This is a genomic window from Dapis purpurea BLCC-M126 (genome assembly GCF_050015975.1).
In the GTDB taxonomy this organism is placed as follows: domain Bacteria; phylum Cyanobacteriota; class Cyanobacteriia; order Cyanobacteriales; family Microcoleaceae; genus Trichodesmium.
Genome location: NZ_JBNHER010000006.1, coordinates 20,840 through 39,240, shown reverse-complemented (window position 1 = coordinate 39,240; position 18,401 = coordinate 20,840). Strand labels below are relative to the sequence as shown.

General features: G+C 37.4%; 10 protein-coding genes. 9 read left to right on the top strand and 1 reads right to left on the bottom strand.

Going from position 1 to position 18,401, the window contains the following annotated elements:
- Nucleotides 1-356 precede the first annotated feature (356 nt).
- The 9 genes from gltB to ACP6PL_RS01485 all read left to right on the top strand — a co-directional run bounded on the left by gltB (nt 357) and on the right by ACP6PL_RS01485 (nt 14,103).
- On the top strand, nt 357-5,027 hold the full coding sequence (gltB, locus tag ACP6PL_RS01525) for a glutamate synthase large subunit (protein WP_426541812.1): 4,671 nt from the start codon (nt 357-359) through the stop codon (nt 5,025-5,027).
- Nucleotides 5,028-5,532: 505 nt separating this feature from the next.
- Complete coding sequence (locus ACP6PL_RS01520; RefSeq protein ID WP_426541810.1) at nt 5,533-6,930, top strand: type III PLP-dependent enzyme domain-containing protein; 1,398 nt, start codon at nt 5,533-5,535, stop codon at nt 6,928-6,930.
- Nucleotide 6,931: 1 nt separating this feature from the next.
- Nucleotides 6,932-7,501, top strand: coding sequence for an HD domain-containing protein (locus ACP6PL_RS01515; protein ID WP_426541808.1), 570 nt, complete (start codon nt 6,932-6,934; stop codon nt 7,499-7,501).
- Between the two features lie 33 nt (nt 7,502-7,534).
- Nucleotides 7,535-8,806, top strand: coding sequence for an ATP-grasp domain-containing protein (locus tag ACP6PL_RS01510; RefSeq protein ID WP_426541806.1), 1,272 nt, complete (start codon nt 7,535-7,537; stop codon nt 8,804-8,806).
- Between the two features lie 30 nt (nt 8,807-8,836).
- Nucleotides 8,837-9,913 carry a TauD/TfdA family dioxygenase gene (locus tag ACP6PL_RS01505; protein ID WP_426541804.1) on the top strand — a complete coding sequence of 359 codons (1,077 nt, stop codon included), beginning with the start codon at nt 8,837-8,839 and terminating at the stop codon, nt 9,911-9,913.
- Between the two features lie 101 nt (nt 9,914-10,014).
- On the top strand, nt 10,015-10,482 hold the full coding sequence (locus ACP6PL_RS01500; RefSeq protein ID WP_426541802.1) for a hypothetical protein: 468 nt from the start codon (nt 10,015-10,017) through the stop codon (nt 10,480-10,482).
- A gap of 470 nt (nt 10,483-10,952) precedes the next feature.
- Entirely contained in the window at nt 10,953-12,131 is a 1,179-nt protein-coding gene (locus tag ACP6PL_RS01495; protein ID WP_426541800.1) for a saccharopine dehydrogenase family protein, read from the top strand.
- 136 nt (nt 12,132-12,267) lie between these two features.
- Complete coding sequence (locus ACP6PL_RS01490) at nt 12,268-13,017, top strand: class I SAM-dependent methyltransferase (protein WP_426541798.1); 750 nt, start codon at nt 12,268-12,270, stop codon at nt 13,015-13,017.
- 156 nt (nt 13,018-13,173) lie between these two features.
- Entirely contained in the window at nt 13,174-14,103 is a 930-nt protein-coding gene (locus ACP6PL_RS01485) for a DUF2785 domain-containing protein (protein WP_426541796.1), read from the top strand.
- 219 nt (nt 14,104-14,322) lie between these two features.
- Here the strand turns inward: ACP6PL_RS01485 and ACP6PL_RS01480 are convergent, their stop codons facing one another.
- Complete coding sequence (locus ACP6PL_RS01480; RefSeq protein ID WP_426541794.1) at nt 14,323-18,183, bottom strand: DUF4347 domain-containing protein; 3,861 nt, start codon at nt 18,181-18,183, stop codon at nt 14,323-14,325.
- Nucleotides 18,184-18,401 lie beyond the last annotated feature (218 nt).

Genomic DNA, 18,401 nt, shown 5'->3' with positions numbered 1-18,401 from the left:
TCAAATGCAATGAGGAAAGTAGGAATAAGCATTCAGTCGTCAGCTATTAGCTATAAGTTAGGTGGAGGTAAAAACAATTGAAAATTTGAGAGAGAATTAAAATTTACCGCTAAACTACGCTCCCTTAACCTGAGCAACAACTCTATTATTAATTGCTGTTTGCGTAGCATTCCAAATGAATAGCTGACCGCTGATAGCTAATTGCTTACAGTATCAACCTTCAAACAACATTAAAATTTCAGTCTATTGTTCAAATTGTTATGTACTTTAAGCAAGTAACAAAACAATTTAGATGAAAACTTCTATATCAAGGGTGACACCCTCTTTAAAGTTATAATGTTATGGGTAAATTAAACATGAATCAATCTCACACAAATCTAACAGCAAATAAAGAAACTTATCAGGGCCAAAGATGGCTGGTAGAAGAACGAGATGCCTGTGGAGTCGGTTTTATCGCTCATCCGTCAGGGAAAAAAAGCCATGAAATTATATTGAAAGCTTTACCTGCCTTAACTTGCTTAGAGCATCGCGGTGGTTGTAGTGCTGACCAAGATTCAGGGGATGGGGCGGGTTTAATGACTCAAGTCCCTTGGGAGTTGCTGTCTGAAAACTTAGAACTCAACCCTAATAACTGTGGGGTGGGAATGATATTTTTGCCTCAAACCGAAAAGAAAGCAGCAATAGCACGTCAGGCAATTGAAAAAACAATAACTACAGAAGGTTTGACGGTAGTTGGTTGGCGAGTTGTGCCAGTTCAACCAGAAGTATTAGGAGTACAAGCACGAGCAAACCAACCACAAATCGAACAAATTATTGTCAGTTCAGACAAATTGCAAGGAGATGATTTAGAGCGATCGCTCTATTTAATGCGTCGTAATATTGGTTGTGCTTTAGAAGAAGAAGGTTTTATTTGGGGGATAGATGCCTACATTTGCTCGTTTTCTTGTCGCACTATTGTATATAAAGGTATGGTGCGCTCCGCAGTGCTAGGAGAATTTTACACAGACCTGAAAAATCCAGCTTATAAGAGTTCCTTTGCTGTTTACCACCGACGCTTCAGCACCAACACAATGCCTAGATGGCCTCTTGCCCAACCCATGCGTTTGCTTGGTCACAATGGAGAAATTAATACTCTGTTGGGAAATATTAATTGGATGAAAGCACGGGAAGCTAGCCTGAGTTCATCTATTTGGGGGGCACGACTAGATGAGTTAAAACCTTTTGTTGATGATAAAAGTAGTGATTCGGCAAATCTAGACAACGTGATGGAATTAATTACCCGTTCCGGACGTTCTCCACTAGAAGCATTGATGATAATGGTCCCGGAAGCATACAGAAATCAACCAGACCTAGTAGATCATCCAGAAATTGTCGATTTTTACGAATACTATAGTGGTTTGCAAGAATCCTGGGATGGTCCTGCACTATTAGCATTTAGCGACGGAAAACAGGTGGGTGCAGCTTTAGACCGGAATGGTTTGCGACCAGCACGTTATTGCATCACCAATGACGACCTAATTATCGTAGCATCTGAAGCAGGAGTAGTTGAGATACCAGAAGCAGAAATAGTTGAAAAAGGTCGCCTCGGTCCCGGACAAATGATTGCTGTAGACTTAAACACTAACGAAATTCTTAAAAATTGGGAAATTAAAAAACGTATCAGTTCCCAACAACCCTATGGAGAATGGTTAAAACACAGAAAGGAGATAGCAAAGCAACCATTTACCACAAACACCAAATTAGAATCACAAACCCTACTCCAACTACAAACAGCATTTGGCTATAGTTTGGAAGACCTGGATATGGTGATTAGTGATATGGCAAATTTGGGTAAAGAACCAACATTTTGCATGGGTGATGACATTCCCCTAGCAGTTCTTTCTCAGCGTCCTCATTTGCTATATGACTACTTGAAACAAAGATTTGCTCAAGTGACAAATCCTCCCATCGACCCTCTGCGGGAAGGAATGGTAATGTCACTGAATATGCTTCTTGGTAAGCGTGGAAACTTATTAGAAATTAGTGCGGAAGATGCACGCTTATTAAAAGTAGAATCACCCGTATTAAACGAGGTAGAGTTAACAGAAATTCAAGACTCAGAATTTGCTACAGAAACTATTTCTACTCTATTTGCCGTAGCTAATGGACCAGAAGGACTGCAAAAAGCGGTGAATAATTTGTGCCAACAGGCAGCAACAGCAGTTCAGAATGGTAAGGAAATTATTATTCTATCTGACAAATATGATGGGGGAATAAGTTCAGAATTTGCTTATATTCCGCCTCTGTTAGCTGTAGGTGCTGTTCATCATCACTTGATTAAAGAACGGTTGCGGATGAAAGCATCTTTGGTGGTAGAAACAGCTCAGTGTTGGAGTACCCATCATTTCGCTTGTTTGATTGGTTATGGAGCGAGTGCAGTTCATCCTTATTTAGCATTAGAGTCTGTGCGTGCTTGGTGGTCTAGTTCCACAGTTCAAAACCAAATGGAACGGGGTAAAATTACAAAAATTACCATTGAAGAAGCTCAGAAACATTATCGTAAAGCAGTAGAAGCAGGTTTGTTGAAAATTCTCTCTAAAATGGGAATTTCTTTGTTGTCTTCTTACCAAGGAGCACAGATTTTTGAAGCTATTGGTATTGGTGGAGACTTACTAGAATTGGGTTTCCGAGGAACTACATCTCGAATAGGTGGTTTAACAGTAGCAGAGTTAGCACAAGAAGTGATTTCTTTCCACACTCGGGCATTCCCAGAACTGAATATTAACAAACTGGAAAACTATGGGTTTGTGCAATATCGCCCCACCGGAGAATATCACATGAACAGTCCGGAAATGTCGAAAGCACTCCATAAGGCAGTAGCAACATTTAATCATGCTAACGGCAATGGTAATGGTAAACACGAAGAAACAACAAAGTATGACCACTATGAAGTTTACCGGAAATATTTGCAAGGGCGACCAATAACAGCTTTACGAGATTTGTTAGATTTTAATATCTATTCCCCTTCTATACCTCTAGAGGAAGTCGAACCAGCAGCAGAAATAATGAAACGTTTTTGTACTGGGGGAATGTCTCTAGGATCATTGTCACGGGAAGCACATGAAACTTTGGCGATCGCTATGAACCGGATCGGAGGGAAATCTAACTCCGGCGAAGGTGGAGAAGATCCGACAAGGTTTAAGGTATTGGATGATGTGAATGGTCAAGGTTTGTCTACTTTATTACCTCATCTCAAGGGATTACAAAATGGTGATACCGCTTCCTCTGCAATTAAACAGGTTGCTTCCGGTCGTTTTGGCGTGACTCCAGAATATCTGATGAATGCCAAACAGATAGAAATTAAAGTTGCTCAGGGTGCAAAACCAGGTGAAGGCGGTCAGTTGCCTGGTAAAAAAGTCAGCAACTACATTGCTACACTCCGTCGCTCTAAAGCAGGGGTTACCTTAATTTCACCCCCTCCTCACCATGACATTTATTCTATTGAGGATTTGGCACAGTTAATTTTTGACCTCCACCAAATTAATCCTAATGCTGGTGTTTCTGTGAAGTTGGTTGCAGAAATTGGTATTGGTACCATCGCTGCTGGTGTAGCTAAAGCTAACGCTGATGTTATTCAGATCTCCGGTCATGACGGCGGTACTGGTGCTTCTCCTCTGAGTTCAATCAAACACGCCGGTAGTCCTTGGGAATTAGGGTTAACCGAAGTGCATCGGGTATTGATGGAAAATCAACTCCGCGATCGCGTTACTCTGCGGGTAGATGGTGGTCTGAAAACTGGTTGGGATGTAATAATGGCAGCATTAATGGGTGCTGAAGAATTTGGGTTTGGTTCCATTGCCATGATTGCTGAAGGATGTATTATGGCAAGGATTTGTCATACGAATAGTTGCCCAGTTGGTGTAGCAACTCAGCAGGAAAAGTTGCGTAAGAAATTTACTGGGGTGCCAGAAAATGTGGTTAATTTCTTCTGGTTTATTGCTGAGGAAGTACGAACAATTTTAGCAAAGTTGGGTTATCGTTCCCTCAATGAAATATTAGGTCGTGCCGACTTGCTGAAAGCACGGGATATATCAGCTACTTCCCCGGAGGGGAAAGGTGTGCAGTTAACTAAAACAGAAAGTTTGAATTTAGACTGTTTGCTCAAATTACCAGATACTCGCACTAACCGAGATTGGTTAAAGCATGAAACAGTTCATAGCAACGGTCCTGTTTTAGATGATGTGCTGTTGGATGACCGGGAAATTGAAACTGCAATTCGCAACCAGGGCAGTGTTTCTAAGACAATCAAGATTGTTAATACTGACCGGACTGTGGGAGCAAGGTTAGCAGGAGCGATCGCTTCTCGTTATGGCAATACTGGTTTTGAAGGATTCATTAATCTCACATTTAATGGTAGTGCTGGCCAGAGTTTTGGTGCTTTCAATTTGCCAGGAATGACTTTAACTTTGCAAGGTGAAGCTAATGATTATGTTGGCAAAGGAATGCACGGTGGAGAAATTATTATTAAGCCACCTGTAGAAGCAGGTTACAACCCAGCGGAAAATGTGATTGTTGGCAATACCTGTTTATATGGTGCGACTGGTGGTATTCTCTTTGCTAATGGTCAAGCAGGAGAACGTTTTGCTGTCCGGAATTCTATGGGTAAGGCAGTTATTGAAGGTGCTGGCGACCATGCTTGTGAGTATATGACTGGTGGCGTTATTGTCTGCTTAGGTAAAACAGGTCGCAATGTCGGTGCTGGTATGACTGGAGGAATTGCTTATTTCTTAGATGAAGATGGTGATTTTCCTGCCAGGGTGAATAATGAAATCGTTTCTATTCAGCGGGTGTCTACACCAGCAGGTGAGACGCAGTTAAAGGAGTTGATTTCGTTGCACTTTGAAAAGACTGGTAGTGAAAAAGCTAAGGCTATTTTGGCTAATTGGTCTGAATATTTGCCGAAGTTTTATCAAGTCGTGCCTCCTTCTGAAGCTGAAACTCCTGTGGCAAGTGTTGATTCTGGAAAACAAATTGCCCTTAAGGTTTAGGTTGCTGTTGATTATCCTATAACTTAGGCATAAGCTATTTATGTAATTGCAAGCGATAGTGTTGGCGTTTCATCTGTGTAGCAAAGCACTTCGTCAAGATAGCAATCTCAAATGCCTAAAACTAATTGAGAATGCGTAAGTTCTGTATCAAATACAATAACTAAATAATCAGGACTTACGCTTTCCCAACCAAGAAACCGATTTTATAGTCCTGATTTTTGTCTTTCAAATTACAAAATTTTGTGTTATATCATGTGCCCCCTCCGGGGGAGCTGCGCTAACGTATAATCAGTTGTGAATAAAATTTCAGCTCTGACAGTAGGGAAAAGATATTACACTTCTACTTTAATCCTGACTCCTTTCTGCAGCAATTATAACTCCTGACTCCATGATAATTATTATAAGTATTCAACCAAACATGATATTACAGTGGTTTTTATTTCAGTAGAGCACAGTTCGGATTTTGTGTTATGAGCCGATTTCTGCCTAATTCCTGTATAATACAGTGGCTGAAAAACTCAAGCATAATTCTATGAAAAATCCTAATTTGAATGGAGATAGAGTGCCTCCAATTCTCCTATCTCAGCAAGAAATAAAAATAGCCTCAGAACAATACAAGACTCCCTTATATCTCTACAATCTGAATAAAATTGGCCGTCAATATGCCAAACTACGAGATTACCTGCCCCCAAATTTCAACATTCTCTATACTCTCAAGGCCAATAGCAATTTAACTATCTGCCACAAATTGGCTCAATTAGGATGTGGAGCAGACATAAGTTCAACGGGAGAATTGAACGCAGCACTCAAAACAGGATTTTCAGCTCCAGAAATTGTGTTTACAGGACCAGGAAAAACTAATTCTGAACTAGCAGCAGCAATAGAAGCAGGAATTGGCATCATTGTACTAGAATCAGTCAACGAAGCTCGTCGCTTAAATAATTTGGCTCAAAAGTATGGTAAAAAGCAAGATGTCTTAATTCGGATTAACCCGTTGTACAGAACAAGTCAGAGTTGCGAAATTCGGGAAAAAGCAAGTAGTTGTGGGACTAATGATACTAATGGCGGAGAACCTAGGGCAAAAATTCAAATGATCGCCAGTAGCTCCAGCAAATTCGGTGTAGATGAAGACAGAGCCATAGAAGAAATTGCAGCGATAGACTCTTTAGAAAATCTTAATTTAAAAGGTATTCATATCTTTACTGAGAGTAATGTCCTAGACTATAACCAATTACTAGCTTCTTGGACAAATACCATTAGTATAGCTAATAGAATTAATGACCAAGGTTATCATATTTCCGTGTTAGATTTTGGTGGTGGAATTGGCATACCTTATAATAGTGTCGATCCTGAATTTGATATGGAGTCCTTTGGTAAGGAGTTGCAAATAATTTTTGAGAATAATCCTTATCCATATCATTGTATTGTAGAGATTGGGCGTTATATGGTGGGAGAGGCCGGATGTTATATGACAGAGGTAGTTGATATCAAAGAATCTCTAGGGCAAAAATTTATTATTTTGGATGGGGGTGTCCACCAAATTTTAAGACTGTCGATGAAACCAGCAAGCAAATATATGGAAGTGCTGGGAAGAAATGGCAACTATACCCAAAAATTAACCCTGGGAGGAAAACTGCCAACACCTTTAGATATTATGGTTGAAGATGTGATGGTGCCAGAAGATATAGAAATAGGCGATCGCTTGGTAATCTATAATTGTGGAGCTTATGGGTTTAATCATAGTCTGACCAATTTTGCCCTACACAATTATCCAGCAGAAGTTGCTTATTGTGATGGAGAAATGGAACTCATTCGCGAACCGGGAAATATTGAAGATTTTTTCTTGAATCAAAAATTACCTTTTGCGAAAAATCTAGAAAAAGAATTACTTACTTCTATTTAAGATGAAACAAGTTAAGTTTACCGCCATGGAAAATGGCGATCGCCAAGATTACGATTTATTATGTGCAAGCTTTGAAGAATATACCTCAAACTTACCAAAACAAATTTTAGATGGCCTCATGAAATTGAAAACAGCTTATGAAGGTTATCAAATTTCTCGTTACGAGCATTCTTTGCAAACAGCTACTAGAGCGTATCGTAATCAAGAAAATGAAGAAATGATTGTAGCAGCATTAGTTCACGATATAGGTGGAACTTTAGCACCTTATAATCATGGTGCCTTAGCTGCTGCCATTCTTCAACCTTATGTCTCTGAAAAGATTTGTTGGATAGTAAAATATCACGATCTATTTATGAAGTATTACTGGGGACATTATCTAGGTTTAGACCGCTATGCTAGGGAAAAATATCGTGAATATCCCTACTATCAAGCTACTGTAGATTTTTGTCATAATTACGACCAAAATAGTTTTGACCCCAATTATGATACATTACCTTTAGAGTTTTTTGAACCAATAGTCTGCAAAATATTTGCTCAACCTCGTCATCATAGTCCTTACCTTGAAGAGTAGAAAAAAGAGTTGTTTTTAACTGATGAAAATGTTATGGAACCTATTCCTATTTTAGTAATATGCCCTAGAAAAATAGATTACTTGAACTGTCAAACCATACCCGAAGCAGAAAAGTATGAATTTCATTTTCTGGATGCACCCTTAAAATTAAGTGGTTTTAGCCAGGATTTTGATATGATGAAATATTTGGAAGAGTGCCGTCAATATATTAAACAGCATGATATTAAAGTAGTCTTAGCAACTCGCGATATTCCTAGTTTATTACAAGCACAATTAAGTCAAGAGTTTGCTCATTTACGAGGTCCTAGTATAGAATCCTCTTTTTTATGTTTACATAAATATTACACACATCAAAAGATTGATTTTCCATCTAGTCAATATGCAATTTGTTTGTTAGAAAAGAAAAATAATTTATTTGAATATATTCAGGAAATAGATATTCCTTTTCCTTGGATGATGAAACCTTGTACTGGGGCTTGCTCGTCATCAATTTTCAAGGCTAATAATGTTCAAGAAGCTATCGATGGGATTGCATTTCACAAGGAGTTTGTAGTAGATAATCTGAATTATTTGAAACCTTTTTTAGAAGCTTATTTAGATACAAATAAATATCCACTAATTAGGAGTAATTCAATCTTACTTGAAGAATATATTGACTTCCCCCAGAAATGTTGTGTAGATGGTTGTGTTAGTAATGGAGAAATATTAATCTGGGGAATTTCTGATGGTCATTACTATTCTACTAAGCCAGAATGTTTTGCTGATTATACATTTCCTTCAACTTTACCTTTATATATTCAAGAAAAACTCCATCAAGGGTATAAAAAAATAGTCGAAATATTAATAGAGTATGGATTTGATAATCAATTTGTTGATGTGGAATTTTTTGTTAGTGACAAAGGAGAAATCAAAGTTATGGAAATTAATGGGCGGATGATACCTATATCTGCTTCTCTATATCGTCAATGCTTAAATCAAGGCGATCCTTATACTGCCATAATTTCAATTGCCATGGGTAGTAGACCTAAAACTCCTACTCTCAACGGATTAGTTGGAGGCATATTTTATATCACTACTTTTGCCAAAGATATTGCTAAAAATTTATTTGATTTTGAATTAGCTAGTCAATTTTCTAATTTGGAAATTAGAGTAAGTCCCGAACTGGAAATAACTGAAATTAGTGCTAGTGGTTTTACTTTAGCAACAGTAAATTTAGTAGGAAATAGTTATGCAGAAATACATGAGCAAGCAAATAATATTAGACGAGAACTTTTAAAACAGCCAAAATTTTCTTCTTGGAATTAATTAAGCTAACCTTAGTCGAGGAAAAATTCAATGACTACAACTCAAACCAAATCTTTTATTACCATCAAAAATAAACGTTTTCACTATATCTGGTTACGAGAAAATTGTCCGAGTTGTCGGTATGCTGCTCCTTATCAACAACTATACGATCCAAATATTAGTGATCGCCCAGAAAAACCCATACCTTTATCCATAGAATTAAATGAAGAAACCCTAACCATTGACTGGGATGAAACTCCCGCTCACCGCAGCGTATTTTCTGTGGAATGGTTGCTCAAAAATAGTTACGATCCTCAACCAGAAGTCGAGTCTGACAACAATATTTTATGGGATCGAGCCAAACTAGAATTTAAACCGCCCCAAACTTATAACCCTCAGACTACTAATAGCGATGTTTGGATGGAACAATTATTTAATCTGGGATTTGTCGTTCTAGAAAATATCGCACCTGAAAAATTGGAATCTTTTCTTGAATCTGTTGGTCCGATTTATAACATTTATTACGGGAGAATATTTGCTCTAGAAACTAAAGCCAAAACTAAAGAATCTATACCATCCCGTGATGGTTGCCCCTTACCCCCTCATAACGATCTGAGTTATTGGGGAGGACATCGCCTCGCTCAATTTCTTTATTGTGTAGAAAATCAAAATCCTGGGGGTGAATCTACGTTAGTAGATGGTTTCCGGGTAGCTCAAGACTTTCGTCAAGATTATCCTCAATATTTTCAAGTTTTGCTGGAAACTCCCGTACAATTTTGGTTAGTTGACCACAATCATCACTACCGCTTTTGTAATATTGCCTCTATATTAGAATGCGATAGTTCTGGGAACTTGACTACAGTGCGTTTTAGTAAAAGAAATTGTAGACCTCATTTAGCTTTTGAGGAATTAGAAAATTTCTATCAAGCGTATCATGCTTTTTTCCGCTATCTGAAAAAATCAGATTATCAATATCAGTTTCATTTGAAATCTAATAACTGTCTACTCTTCCAAAATTTCAGAATTTTACATGGGAGAACAGCTTTCGATCCAGAACTGGGCAATAGAAAACTCAAATCAGGATATGTTGATTGGAACTTTTTTGTGGGAAGAAAAAATTTTCGTTAGTAGACCAAGAAAATCTGGGAATGATAAGTAAGATGAATATAGTTTCTATTCAAAAAAAGTATTGTGTGAAAATCATTTTCACCTGATTATATTACCAATATTTGGATGAACAGATGGATATAAAAAAACTTTGTGAAAAAGCCTTATTTAGATATGATGAAAAAAGTAAATTTTTGTTGAGCGACTCATTGAGCTTTAACGAAAATATGCTTAGTGGAAAATTTATTTGTTATCAGCCGTATTTAAAGAGCGGTGAAAAATCTGCTGCCATGAATAATACTGATTTTATGACTTTATCTAATCAGGCTTGTTATTTAATAATATACTGTTATTTTATTGAGCAGCTAGATTATACCTTAGAAGAAGTTGTCGATCTGCATGGTAATATTGCGGTTTATAAGCAAAGCTTTTTCTTTAAAGACACAGTCGCTCTGGACGGTGATAACAAATTTCAAGCTACAATCTATGGCGTTAAGAAAAGGAGTCTCAACGTGAGTGTTGAGGTTAATGATGGAGATTACACAACTGATATAAAATTAGTACTCTTGAAAAAGAACATTCACTTTTGAAAAAGTAGGTTCAACTGATAAATTTAATAACTAAACTATCGGGAATTACCCAAATCATTAGACAACAGGCTATCAGGAGAAGGAAAATGCCATTACTATATATGGAGGTTCTGCATAAGTCCTGATGATATTACTTAATTCTTTTCATAAAACCATAAAGTGAATTTTATGCGAGATAAAAAAGATAATGATTTCCCCCTAAATGTTTTAGTTATCTGTCCAAAAACGCTATATTTCATAAACTTTAATAGCATTCCTCACAATGCTCAATATGAATTCAATTTTTTTGAGGCTTCAATCGAATTAAGTCGTTTGATCCAGCCTTTCGATATACTTGCCTAACTTGATGAGTGTAGAAAAGTTATCTGTGAAAAAAGGATAGATATTATTCTTTAAACTTAGGATTGTTATACTCTTATTCAAGCCAAGCTGTATAGTGAATTTGAAAATTTAATCTGAAAATATCTAAAATGAAAACTACACGATTTGCAATTATAGGTGGTGCTGGTTATACAGGTACAACCACAATAAAAGATTTGTTAGATACTTGTCAGTCCATTGACAAAATAATTGTTGTTGATTATGACTTAAAAAAACTGGAGTATGTAAAAGAAAGTTTTAATAGTGAGTATATTGAAACCAGAAAGATAGATATTTTAAGTGAAAATGCAGTTAATGAACTAAATGATGTTGATATTCTAATTAACTGTACCCCTTATCGATTGAACTTAAAGATAATGAATTTGGCATTAGCAATAAAATCTCATTATCTGGATATGGGGGGCTTATTTTACATGACTCAAAAGCAATTAACAATGAATGAGAAATTTGCTTCAGCAAATTTAACTGCTATTGCCGGTATGGGGATGGCACCAGGGACAACTAATATTATGGCCCGTTATGCTGCTGATAGAATGGAAACAGTAGATGAGGTGCATATTAAAGTTGCTTTTTACGATCAAACAGTTTACGAAGATAAAAATGCTTTTCCTGTTTCTCATGCTATTGGTACAACGTGCCAGGAATTTGAATATCCGGCTGCTGTTTTCACTAATGGGAAAATGGACTTTGTAGAACCAGCTTCTGGTGGTAATGAATATGAATTTCCAGAGCCTTTCAATATAAGACGTCCGATATATGTATTGCACTCTGAGTTAGCCACATTGCCTGAAAGTTTAAAAAGTAAAGGTATTAAAGAAGTTTCATTTAAGCTGGCTTTCAATGAAAGATTTGAGAAAGGAATGCGTTTTTTGAAGGCAATGAATTTAACGTCTAGTGAGCCAATAGAGATTAATGGTGTTAAAATTTCACCAGCTAACTTTGTAGAAAAAGTTGTGATGAGCCGTCCACGGCCTATAAGTCGAGAACCTAAAAAATCTGAGATCAAGCGAGTTATTGTTAAGGGAACGAAAGATAACAAAAATATTACATGGATAATGGATTACCTTTCTCTAAAGGGTGTGCAGTGGGAAAAGGGGAAAGATAAGAATGTTTGCTCGCCAATATCAATAGCCGCTCAGATGGTGGCAAACGAGGAAATTTCTCAAAGAGGGGTGTTTCCTCCAGAATCAGTAGTAAATCCTGATAGATACTTGGAGGAGCTTGCAAAACGAAAAACACCGATTAGTATTAGTAAACATACTGATTAATCCTCATCTGAAGTTCTAATAGAAAATTCTAGTTCTGCTGGCCTAATGGTAGATAAGGCTACAGCCTTACTACAAAAAAAACTTTTTGATCGCTGATTATCCGGACATAATATTACTCAATAAAATTTTTAACAAAATGTCAACTAACTTTCAAATTCGTTTGCCTGATAGCATCGAAAATTTACCAATTAATGAAGAATATGTTTTCATTACAGAAAACGGGCAAGAGCGTCGATTAAAACTCCATAATTATGGAGAAATTTATAGCATTCCTGGACTTTATAACTATTTGGCTGTAGAGAAACTCGCCTATCGTTCTCACCAAGTCATGGCTACCTTATTAACTGAGAACTTAAAAAATAGCGGTGAGTCAGTGGAGGAGCTAAAACTATTAGAATTAGGTGCGGGAAGCGGATTATTTGGTCAAGAAGTTGCCCAACTGGGAGTAAAATCTATTATTGGTATTGACATTGTTCCTGAAGCTGCCGAAGCTACTCAAAGAGATTCTCCCGGAGTGTATGAAAATTACTTTGTGGAAGATTTAACTCAATTATCAAAATCAACCAGCGATTTTCTCAAGGAGAAAAAGTTAAATGGTTTTGTTTGTTGTTCTGCATTAAGTGAAGGTCATATTCCTGTAAAAGCTTTTGCCACAGGAATGAACTTAATTCAAAATCAAGGTTGGGTGTTATTCAATGTGGCAAAAACCAGTTACGAATGTGAGGATAATTGTCCGGAATTTGTCAATTTTTACCGTCAGGCAGTGGAAAAAGGTTACTTAAAAATACATTCTACAGAATTCTATCTCCACCGTCGTTTTTTGAACGGTAAACCTCTAGAATATGTCGCAATTTTAGCCAAAAAGCAAATAAATATTCCCGTATAGGGTTTCTCGAATGGGTGAGGTACTTATGCGATCCCCCTAAATCCCCCTTTTTAAGGGGGACTTTGAAGGTTCCCCCCTTCTCAAGGGGGGTTAGGGGGGATCGAAAAGCTTTACCTTATAGATTAAATAATTTCCATAACTTAAAACATAAAACCAATGGATGTAGAACTTTTAAAATCAATTTTTGAGAATAGATTTGCCATTCCTGATAATTATCAGGTTGCGGAATTAACCCCCCAACTAATGAAGAATTTAGGAGCAGTAAGATCGGATTTACGGGATTACAGCTATATGACTTTGAGTGCATGGATTTGGGGATGGTATGACCGCACCTACTATAATGACGTAGAAATGCTGGAACTGGCAGAAAAAGCTAAATGTAATATAAAAATTGGTCTTGGTGAAACAGAAAGCGATGGAGTATTTTTGCGGAGTTATTCTATATTACTTTTAAATGATTTAACAGACTTCCATCGCCAGCATCCTTATATAGAAGAACCAGAAATTCGTGATCGCATGGAACTCTACTTAACTTATCTAGAAAAAGAGCAAGATTTAAGAGGATATATTTCTCCAGAAAAAGGATGGTCTCACGGAATTGCTCATGTTGCCGATGCTTTAGGTATTCTTAGTCTAAATTCCTATCTCAACGATTTAGATTTAATGAGATTGTTAATAGGGATCGCGACCAAACTTCGCCAACCAGTACCATCAGTTTATATTCATTCTGAAGAGGAGAGGTTAGCTAGAGCCACTGTCAAAATTTGCCAACAGAATATACTTAGCATTGAGCAAATAAATTCTTGGTTAGATATCTTGACTGAAACTGAGCGTCGTCCTTCAGGTCCTTTAATTTGGGATGATTTTGAAAAGTATCCTTGGCGAAAAATACTTACAAGTCCGACTGAACAACTATGTGCTTACCGAAATATCCAAAATTTTCTCCGCTCTCTCTATTTTCAGTGGGAGCGATCGGAAAATATCATTGAGAGGCAAGAGCCGGTTCGACAACTAATTTATCAAGCTTTACAATTTATAGAAACAGGTTTTGCCAATAGTGATCGAGGTTTCTTTCTCAATCCTTAAAAACCTACATTCAGAATATCAGGACTTACGCATAACAAGCATATCTAGTAGGGACGTTTCATATTGCGGAGCAAAACGGCCGTTCGCCCCTAAATCTTTGGACAAAATTTGATCTCCCAACCCTTTCAACCCTCCCCACACTTCCTAACTTCCCACATCCCCCAAAGTCTGCTTTATTCAGCAAACCCTATATAGTGTCCTTGCGTAACTCCTGACTTGTTACTCCCAACCAACAGCAGCGGTGCTAATTACTTCCTCTAAACTCTGAGTTATTTCCACCGTATAATCAAAGGGTGAACCCAGACTTGTATCTACTTGAGTCATCCGACTACCATCAGGATTGCGTGGTCCAAAGAAAGCATTAGCTTCCACAACTAAATTATTATCAGAGTTAATAGATAGATCTGTAACTGTCAAAGTATTACTATTACCGCTATTCAAGACTGCTGAGAAAAATGCAGCATCTGTCATTTCTCCTGTTAGCTCATCTATTCTGGCAACAACACTTACCTTCGCACCACCACCTTGACCATAACTGCGTAGCCAAGACTGTGTGGCATCGCTGGCAGCACGCCGAAAGTCTTCACTGGGAGATCCTTGAGTGCCATCGGTACTGAAAACTGCATATAAGTCGTCTCCATCCCAAAATAAACCATTACCGCGACCATCTGCTCCGGTACTTTCATAATCTGTTCTTATCCAATTATTAGCAGGGTTAATGTCGTCGAAGCTAGCAATAATGGGGTCTTGATTGTTACTCGACTCTTGCCAAGTACCGATATAAATGGTTTGAGTGCCAATTTCAATACTAGGTCCGCCTTTAGCTGCTATTTCTGCTTCAGTATCTGAGGGAGTAAACTTAATAACATCACTGGTAATTTCAGCAGGAGTAGCAGGAGTAGGTTCCGATGTTGAGTTAGATTTTAATACAAAATCTGACTCTTGCAAGTTTGCTTGATTTTCTAAAGTTGCAAACAAACCTCCTTCACCGAAACCGCTAGTTGTACCATTAGGATTGTAGAAAAGTTGACCATTGGCAGAATTATAAACAACTTTAGCGCTAGTAGTCGCTGCTGCTGTATCATTGTCAACAACAGCAAATTCTCCTCCAACACTGAAACCATTCCCAACTACACTACTCAAACTGCTAAAGGTAGTTTTATCTAGAACTATTTTGTCTGACTCAGCACTATTGAAGTCTGTAATAATATCCGAACCAATATCAGTCAGGTTAAATTGACTGCCAATATCAAAGATAAAGCGATCACTATTACTACCACCTGTTAAAGTATCTGTTCCCTGCTCGCCATTGAGAATATCTAGACCATTGCCACCTTTAACAATGTCATTTCCTGTACCACCTCTCAGAGTATCATCACCCCACCAACCAGTTAGGGAGTCATTACCTGCATTACCGTTGATAATATCGTTGCCATTGCCACCACCAACTGTATCTTGACCATCACCACCGTTGAGTTCGTCATCATCTGCCTCACCTTGGATAAAGTCATTCCCACTATCACCGTTGAGTAGATCGTTACCTGTACCTCCTTTTAGAGTATCCGCATCATTGCCACCGTTGAGGGTATCAACATCATCTCCACCTTGGAGAGTATCGAAACCATCACCCCCATGAATAATGTCATCACCTATCCAACCAGTTAGAGAGTCATTACCTGCATCACCATTAAGTTGGTCGTTACCCGCACCTCCACCTAGGGTATCATTACCATCACCGCCGTTTATGGTATCTTCACCCGCAGCACCTTTTAAGGTATCATTGCCACCCAAGCCATCAATGCAATCATTATCTGATGTACCATTAAGTGAGTTATCTGAGCTATCGCCAGTTATACAGTCTTCTGGTGTTGCTTCCGGTGTTGGTGTAGGGATAAACTCAACAGCACCAATATCCGTAATCCTACTACCATTATTATCACCATCCACAGGGCGAGTATTGCCTAACTGATCTGTAGTAGGTGCATCAGTATTAGTTCCTGCATCAATAGCTGGACTTCCTAATAATAAGGGATGGACTAATACACCATCAACCTCCTGTAGTTCTCCTAGTAAGGGATCAGCAACAGTAATATTTGCTGTTATTTTGTTATCGTTAGTATTAGCTTGATCTGGATATTGAATGTTACCCCCGCCATCATTTAATTGTTTTGCTGTTTGATTAGCTTGATCGAAGGGATTTCCGGCTGTATTATTATAATAAATTGAGTTAGTTGTTGTGGCAGACGCATCACCTACAAATGCACCACCCCACCATCCGGCATGATTATTGGCAAAAGTGGAGTTAGTTATAGTTGTAGGAACATTAAGAGTCATTGCTCCACCTATTACTCTGGTTATGTCATATTCTTCGTCTAAAACATAGTTTCCATCACTATCAACTATGGGTTGTTGATTAGAATCTAGTTGAGCAGGGAAGGCGGCGTTGTTAGAAAACGTACTATTAATTACTGTGGATGTAGCATTTTCTCCTACCCATAAACCACCACCTTGAGTTAAGGCTAAATTATTAGCAACGGTGCTGTTAGTTAGTGTGAATTCAGCATTGCCTGCTCTGATTCCGCCCCCTATACTATATCCTTTTAAACCTTCAATAACGTAGTTATTAATAATAGTGCTATTTTCAACAATTATTTCATCTGGAGGATAACCAAATAAAAATAGAGCACCTCCTTCCCCAGCAGCTTTGTTTCCTTCAAATAGACTATTACTAATTCTAATTGTGTCACCAATATCGTCAGTATGAAGACTAGCACCATCAGTATAAATTGCCCCACCATGACCATTTTCAAATCCAGCACTGCCTGCTGTAGAATCATTATTTTTAAAGATAGAATCTTCTACAGTGAGTTTACTTAATAGGTTATTAATTGCACCTCCAGTTCCACCTTTATTGTTGGTAAATTCGCTGCCTTGAATAGTTAATTCACTTTCACTCCAAATTAAAATTGCACCACCAGCATGTTCGCCTAATTTTTCAGCATTTTCAATAGCTTGACTACTATCATTATTATCAAATTTGCTATTAATTATTGTGGCTTTACTGTTATAACCACTGTAAATTGCTCCTCCACCTCTACCACTAATTGTATTGTTAATAAAGGTACTATTCTCAACAATTAATTCTGTAAAATTTTCGGTTCTAATAGCACCACCAGCACCTGGTTTTCCTATTTCTGTAGTTTTTCCCTCAGCAAATGTTAGATTTTTTATTATTAGAGGTTCTGTTTTTAGATCGGGATTTTCAGGTAGCAATTCAAAATTAGGAATTACTTGGTAGTCCATAATTCTAGAGCTGTTGTTGCCACTAATAGTTAAATTAGGAGCATTTCCACCATCAATAGTTAGGTCTTTATCAATTTCTAATTGACCAGAAGTGAGGGTAATAGTTTGATTAGTTAAACTAGAGTCAAATTCAATTGTATCTCCTGGGTTGGCATCGGCGATCGCTTGTCTTAAGGAACCAGTACCACTATCATTATTATTAGTAACTGTGATAGTGTCTAAAGTACCATTATAAGTAGCCATTATTTCTGGTTTTAATACTTGAGGAGCTGTAATTTTTCCAGTAGTAAATCCTAGATGCCAATCTCCAGGATAAGCTCCTGTAGGATTAACTGAAGCTGCAATATTTGCTTTAGTTAGTTGATGTAATTTCTGGACGAATTTTTTACCTATTCCGGCTGCGACATTACAACCATAAAGTAAAATATTTGATGTTGTATTTAGTGCTGCTTGCCATTTTTGAATCTGATTTTTATACAGTTTAATGGTATGGGTATTGAGAAAGATATCTCCTAGTTTTAGACTGCCGGGACTACCATGAGAAAATATGTGAATTGCATCTAATTTTTGCTCTTGTTTTATATATTTTTTTAGAGTCCCTGTAATAACTTCTAGTCCATCTTGATTTTTAGGAATAACAACTACATCTATTCCTGGATAAAATCCGGAAATTAAGAATCGGTAATCCTGAATTTGCGAGTCAATAAAAACAAGATTTGAAGATAAAAAATTAGGGTTTTCTAATTTCTGATTAATGTGACGATCTGCAGTTAACATTTTTCTTACTCCTAGAGGGTATTGATTGGTAGATACACCTTTGGAGCCAGATAGTTAGCCTGATTAGTTATTCTATCAGCAAAAAGTAATAATTGTTACTCTTTAATGTCTTAGTTATGGGACAATATAGTATGATTTGCTAGCCCTTTAATACTAAAGATAATTCATATTAGTCAAAAATGTCATTCGTAGTTTTACTGAATTTTTCTGGTGTTGAG

Excerpts from the sequence above, each read along its gene's own strand:
- gltB (WP_426541812.1), top strand. The coding sequence starts at position 357 with ATGAATCAATCTCACACAAATCTAACAGCAAATAAAGAAACTTATCAG.
- ACP6PL_RS01515 (WP_426541808.1), top strand. The coding sequence starts at position 6,932 with ATGAAACAAGTTAAGTTTACCGCCATGGAAAATGGCGATCGCCAAGAT.
- ACP6PL_RS01510 (WP_426541806.1), top strand. The coding sequence starts at position 7,535 with ATGGAACCTATTCCTATTTTAGTAATATGCCCTAGAAAAATAGATTAC.
- ACP6PL_RS01505 (WP_426541804.1), top strand. The coding sequence starts at position 8,837 with ATGACTACAACTCAAACCAAATCTTTTATTACCATCAAAAATAAACGT.
- ACP6PL_RS01495 (WP_426541800.1), top strand. The coding sequence starts at position 10,953 with ATGAAAACTACACGATTTGCAATTATAGGTGGTGCTGGTTATACAGGT.
- ACP6PL_RS01490 (WP_426541798.1), top strand. The coding sequence starts at position 12,268 with ATGTCAACTAACTTTCAAATTCGTTTGCCTGATAGCATCGAAAATTTA.
- ACP6PL_RS01485 (WP_426541796.1), top strand. The coding sequence starts at position 13,174 with ATGGATGTAGAACTTTTAAAATCAATTTTTGAGAATAGATTTGCCATT.
- ACP6PL_RS01480 (WP_426541794.1), bottom strand. The coding sequence starts at position 18,183 with ATGTTAACTGCAGATCGTCACATTAATCAGAAATTAGAAAACCCTAAT.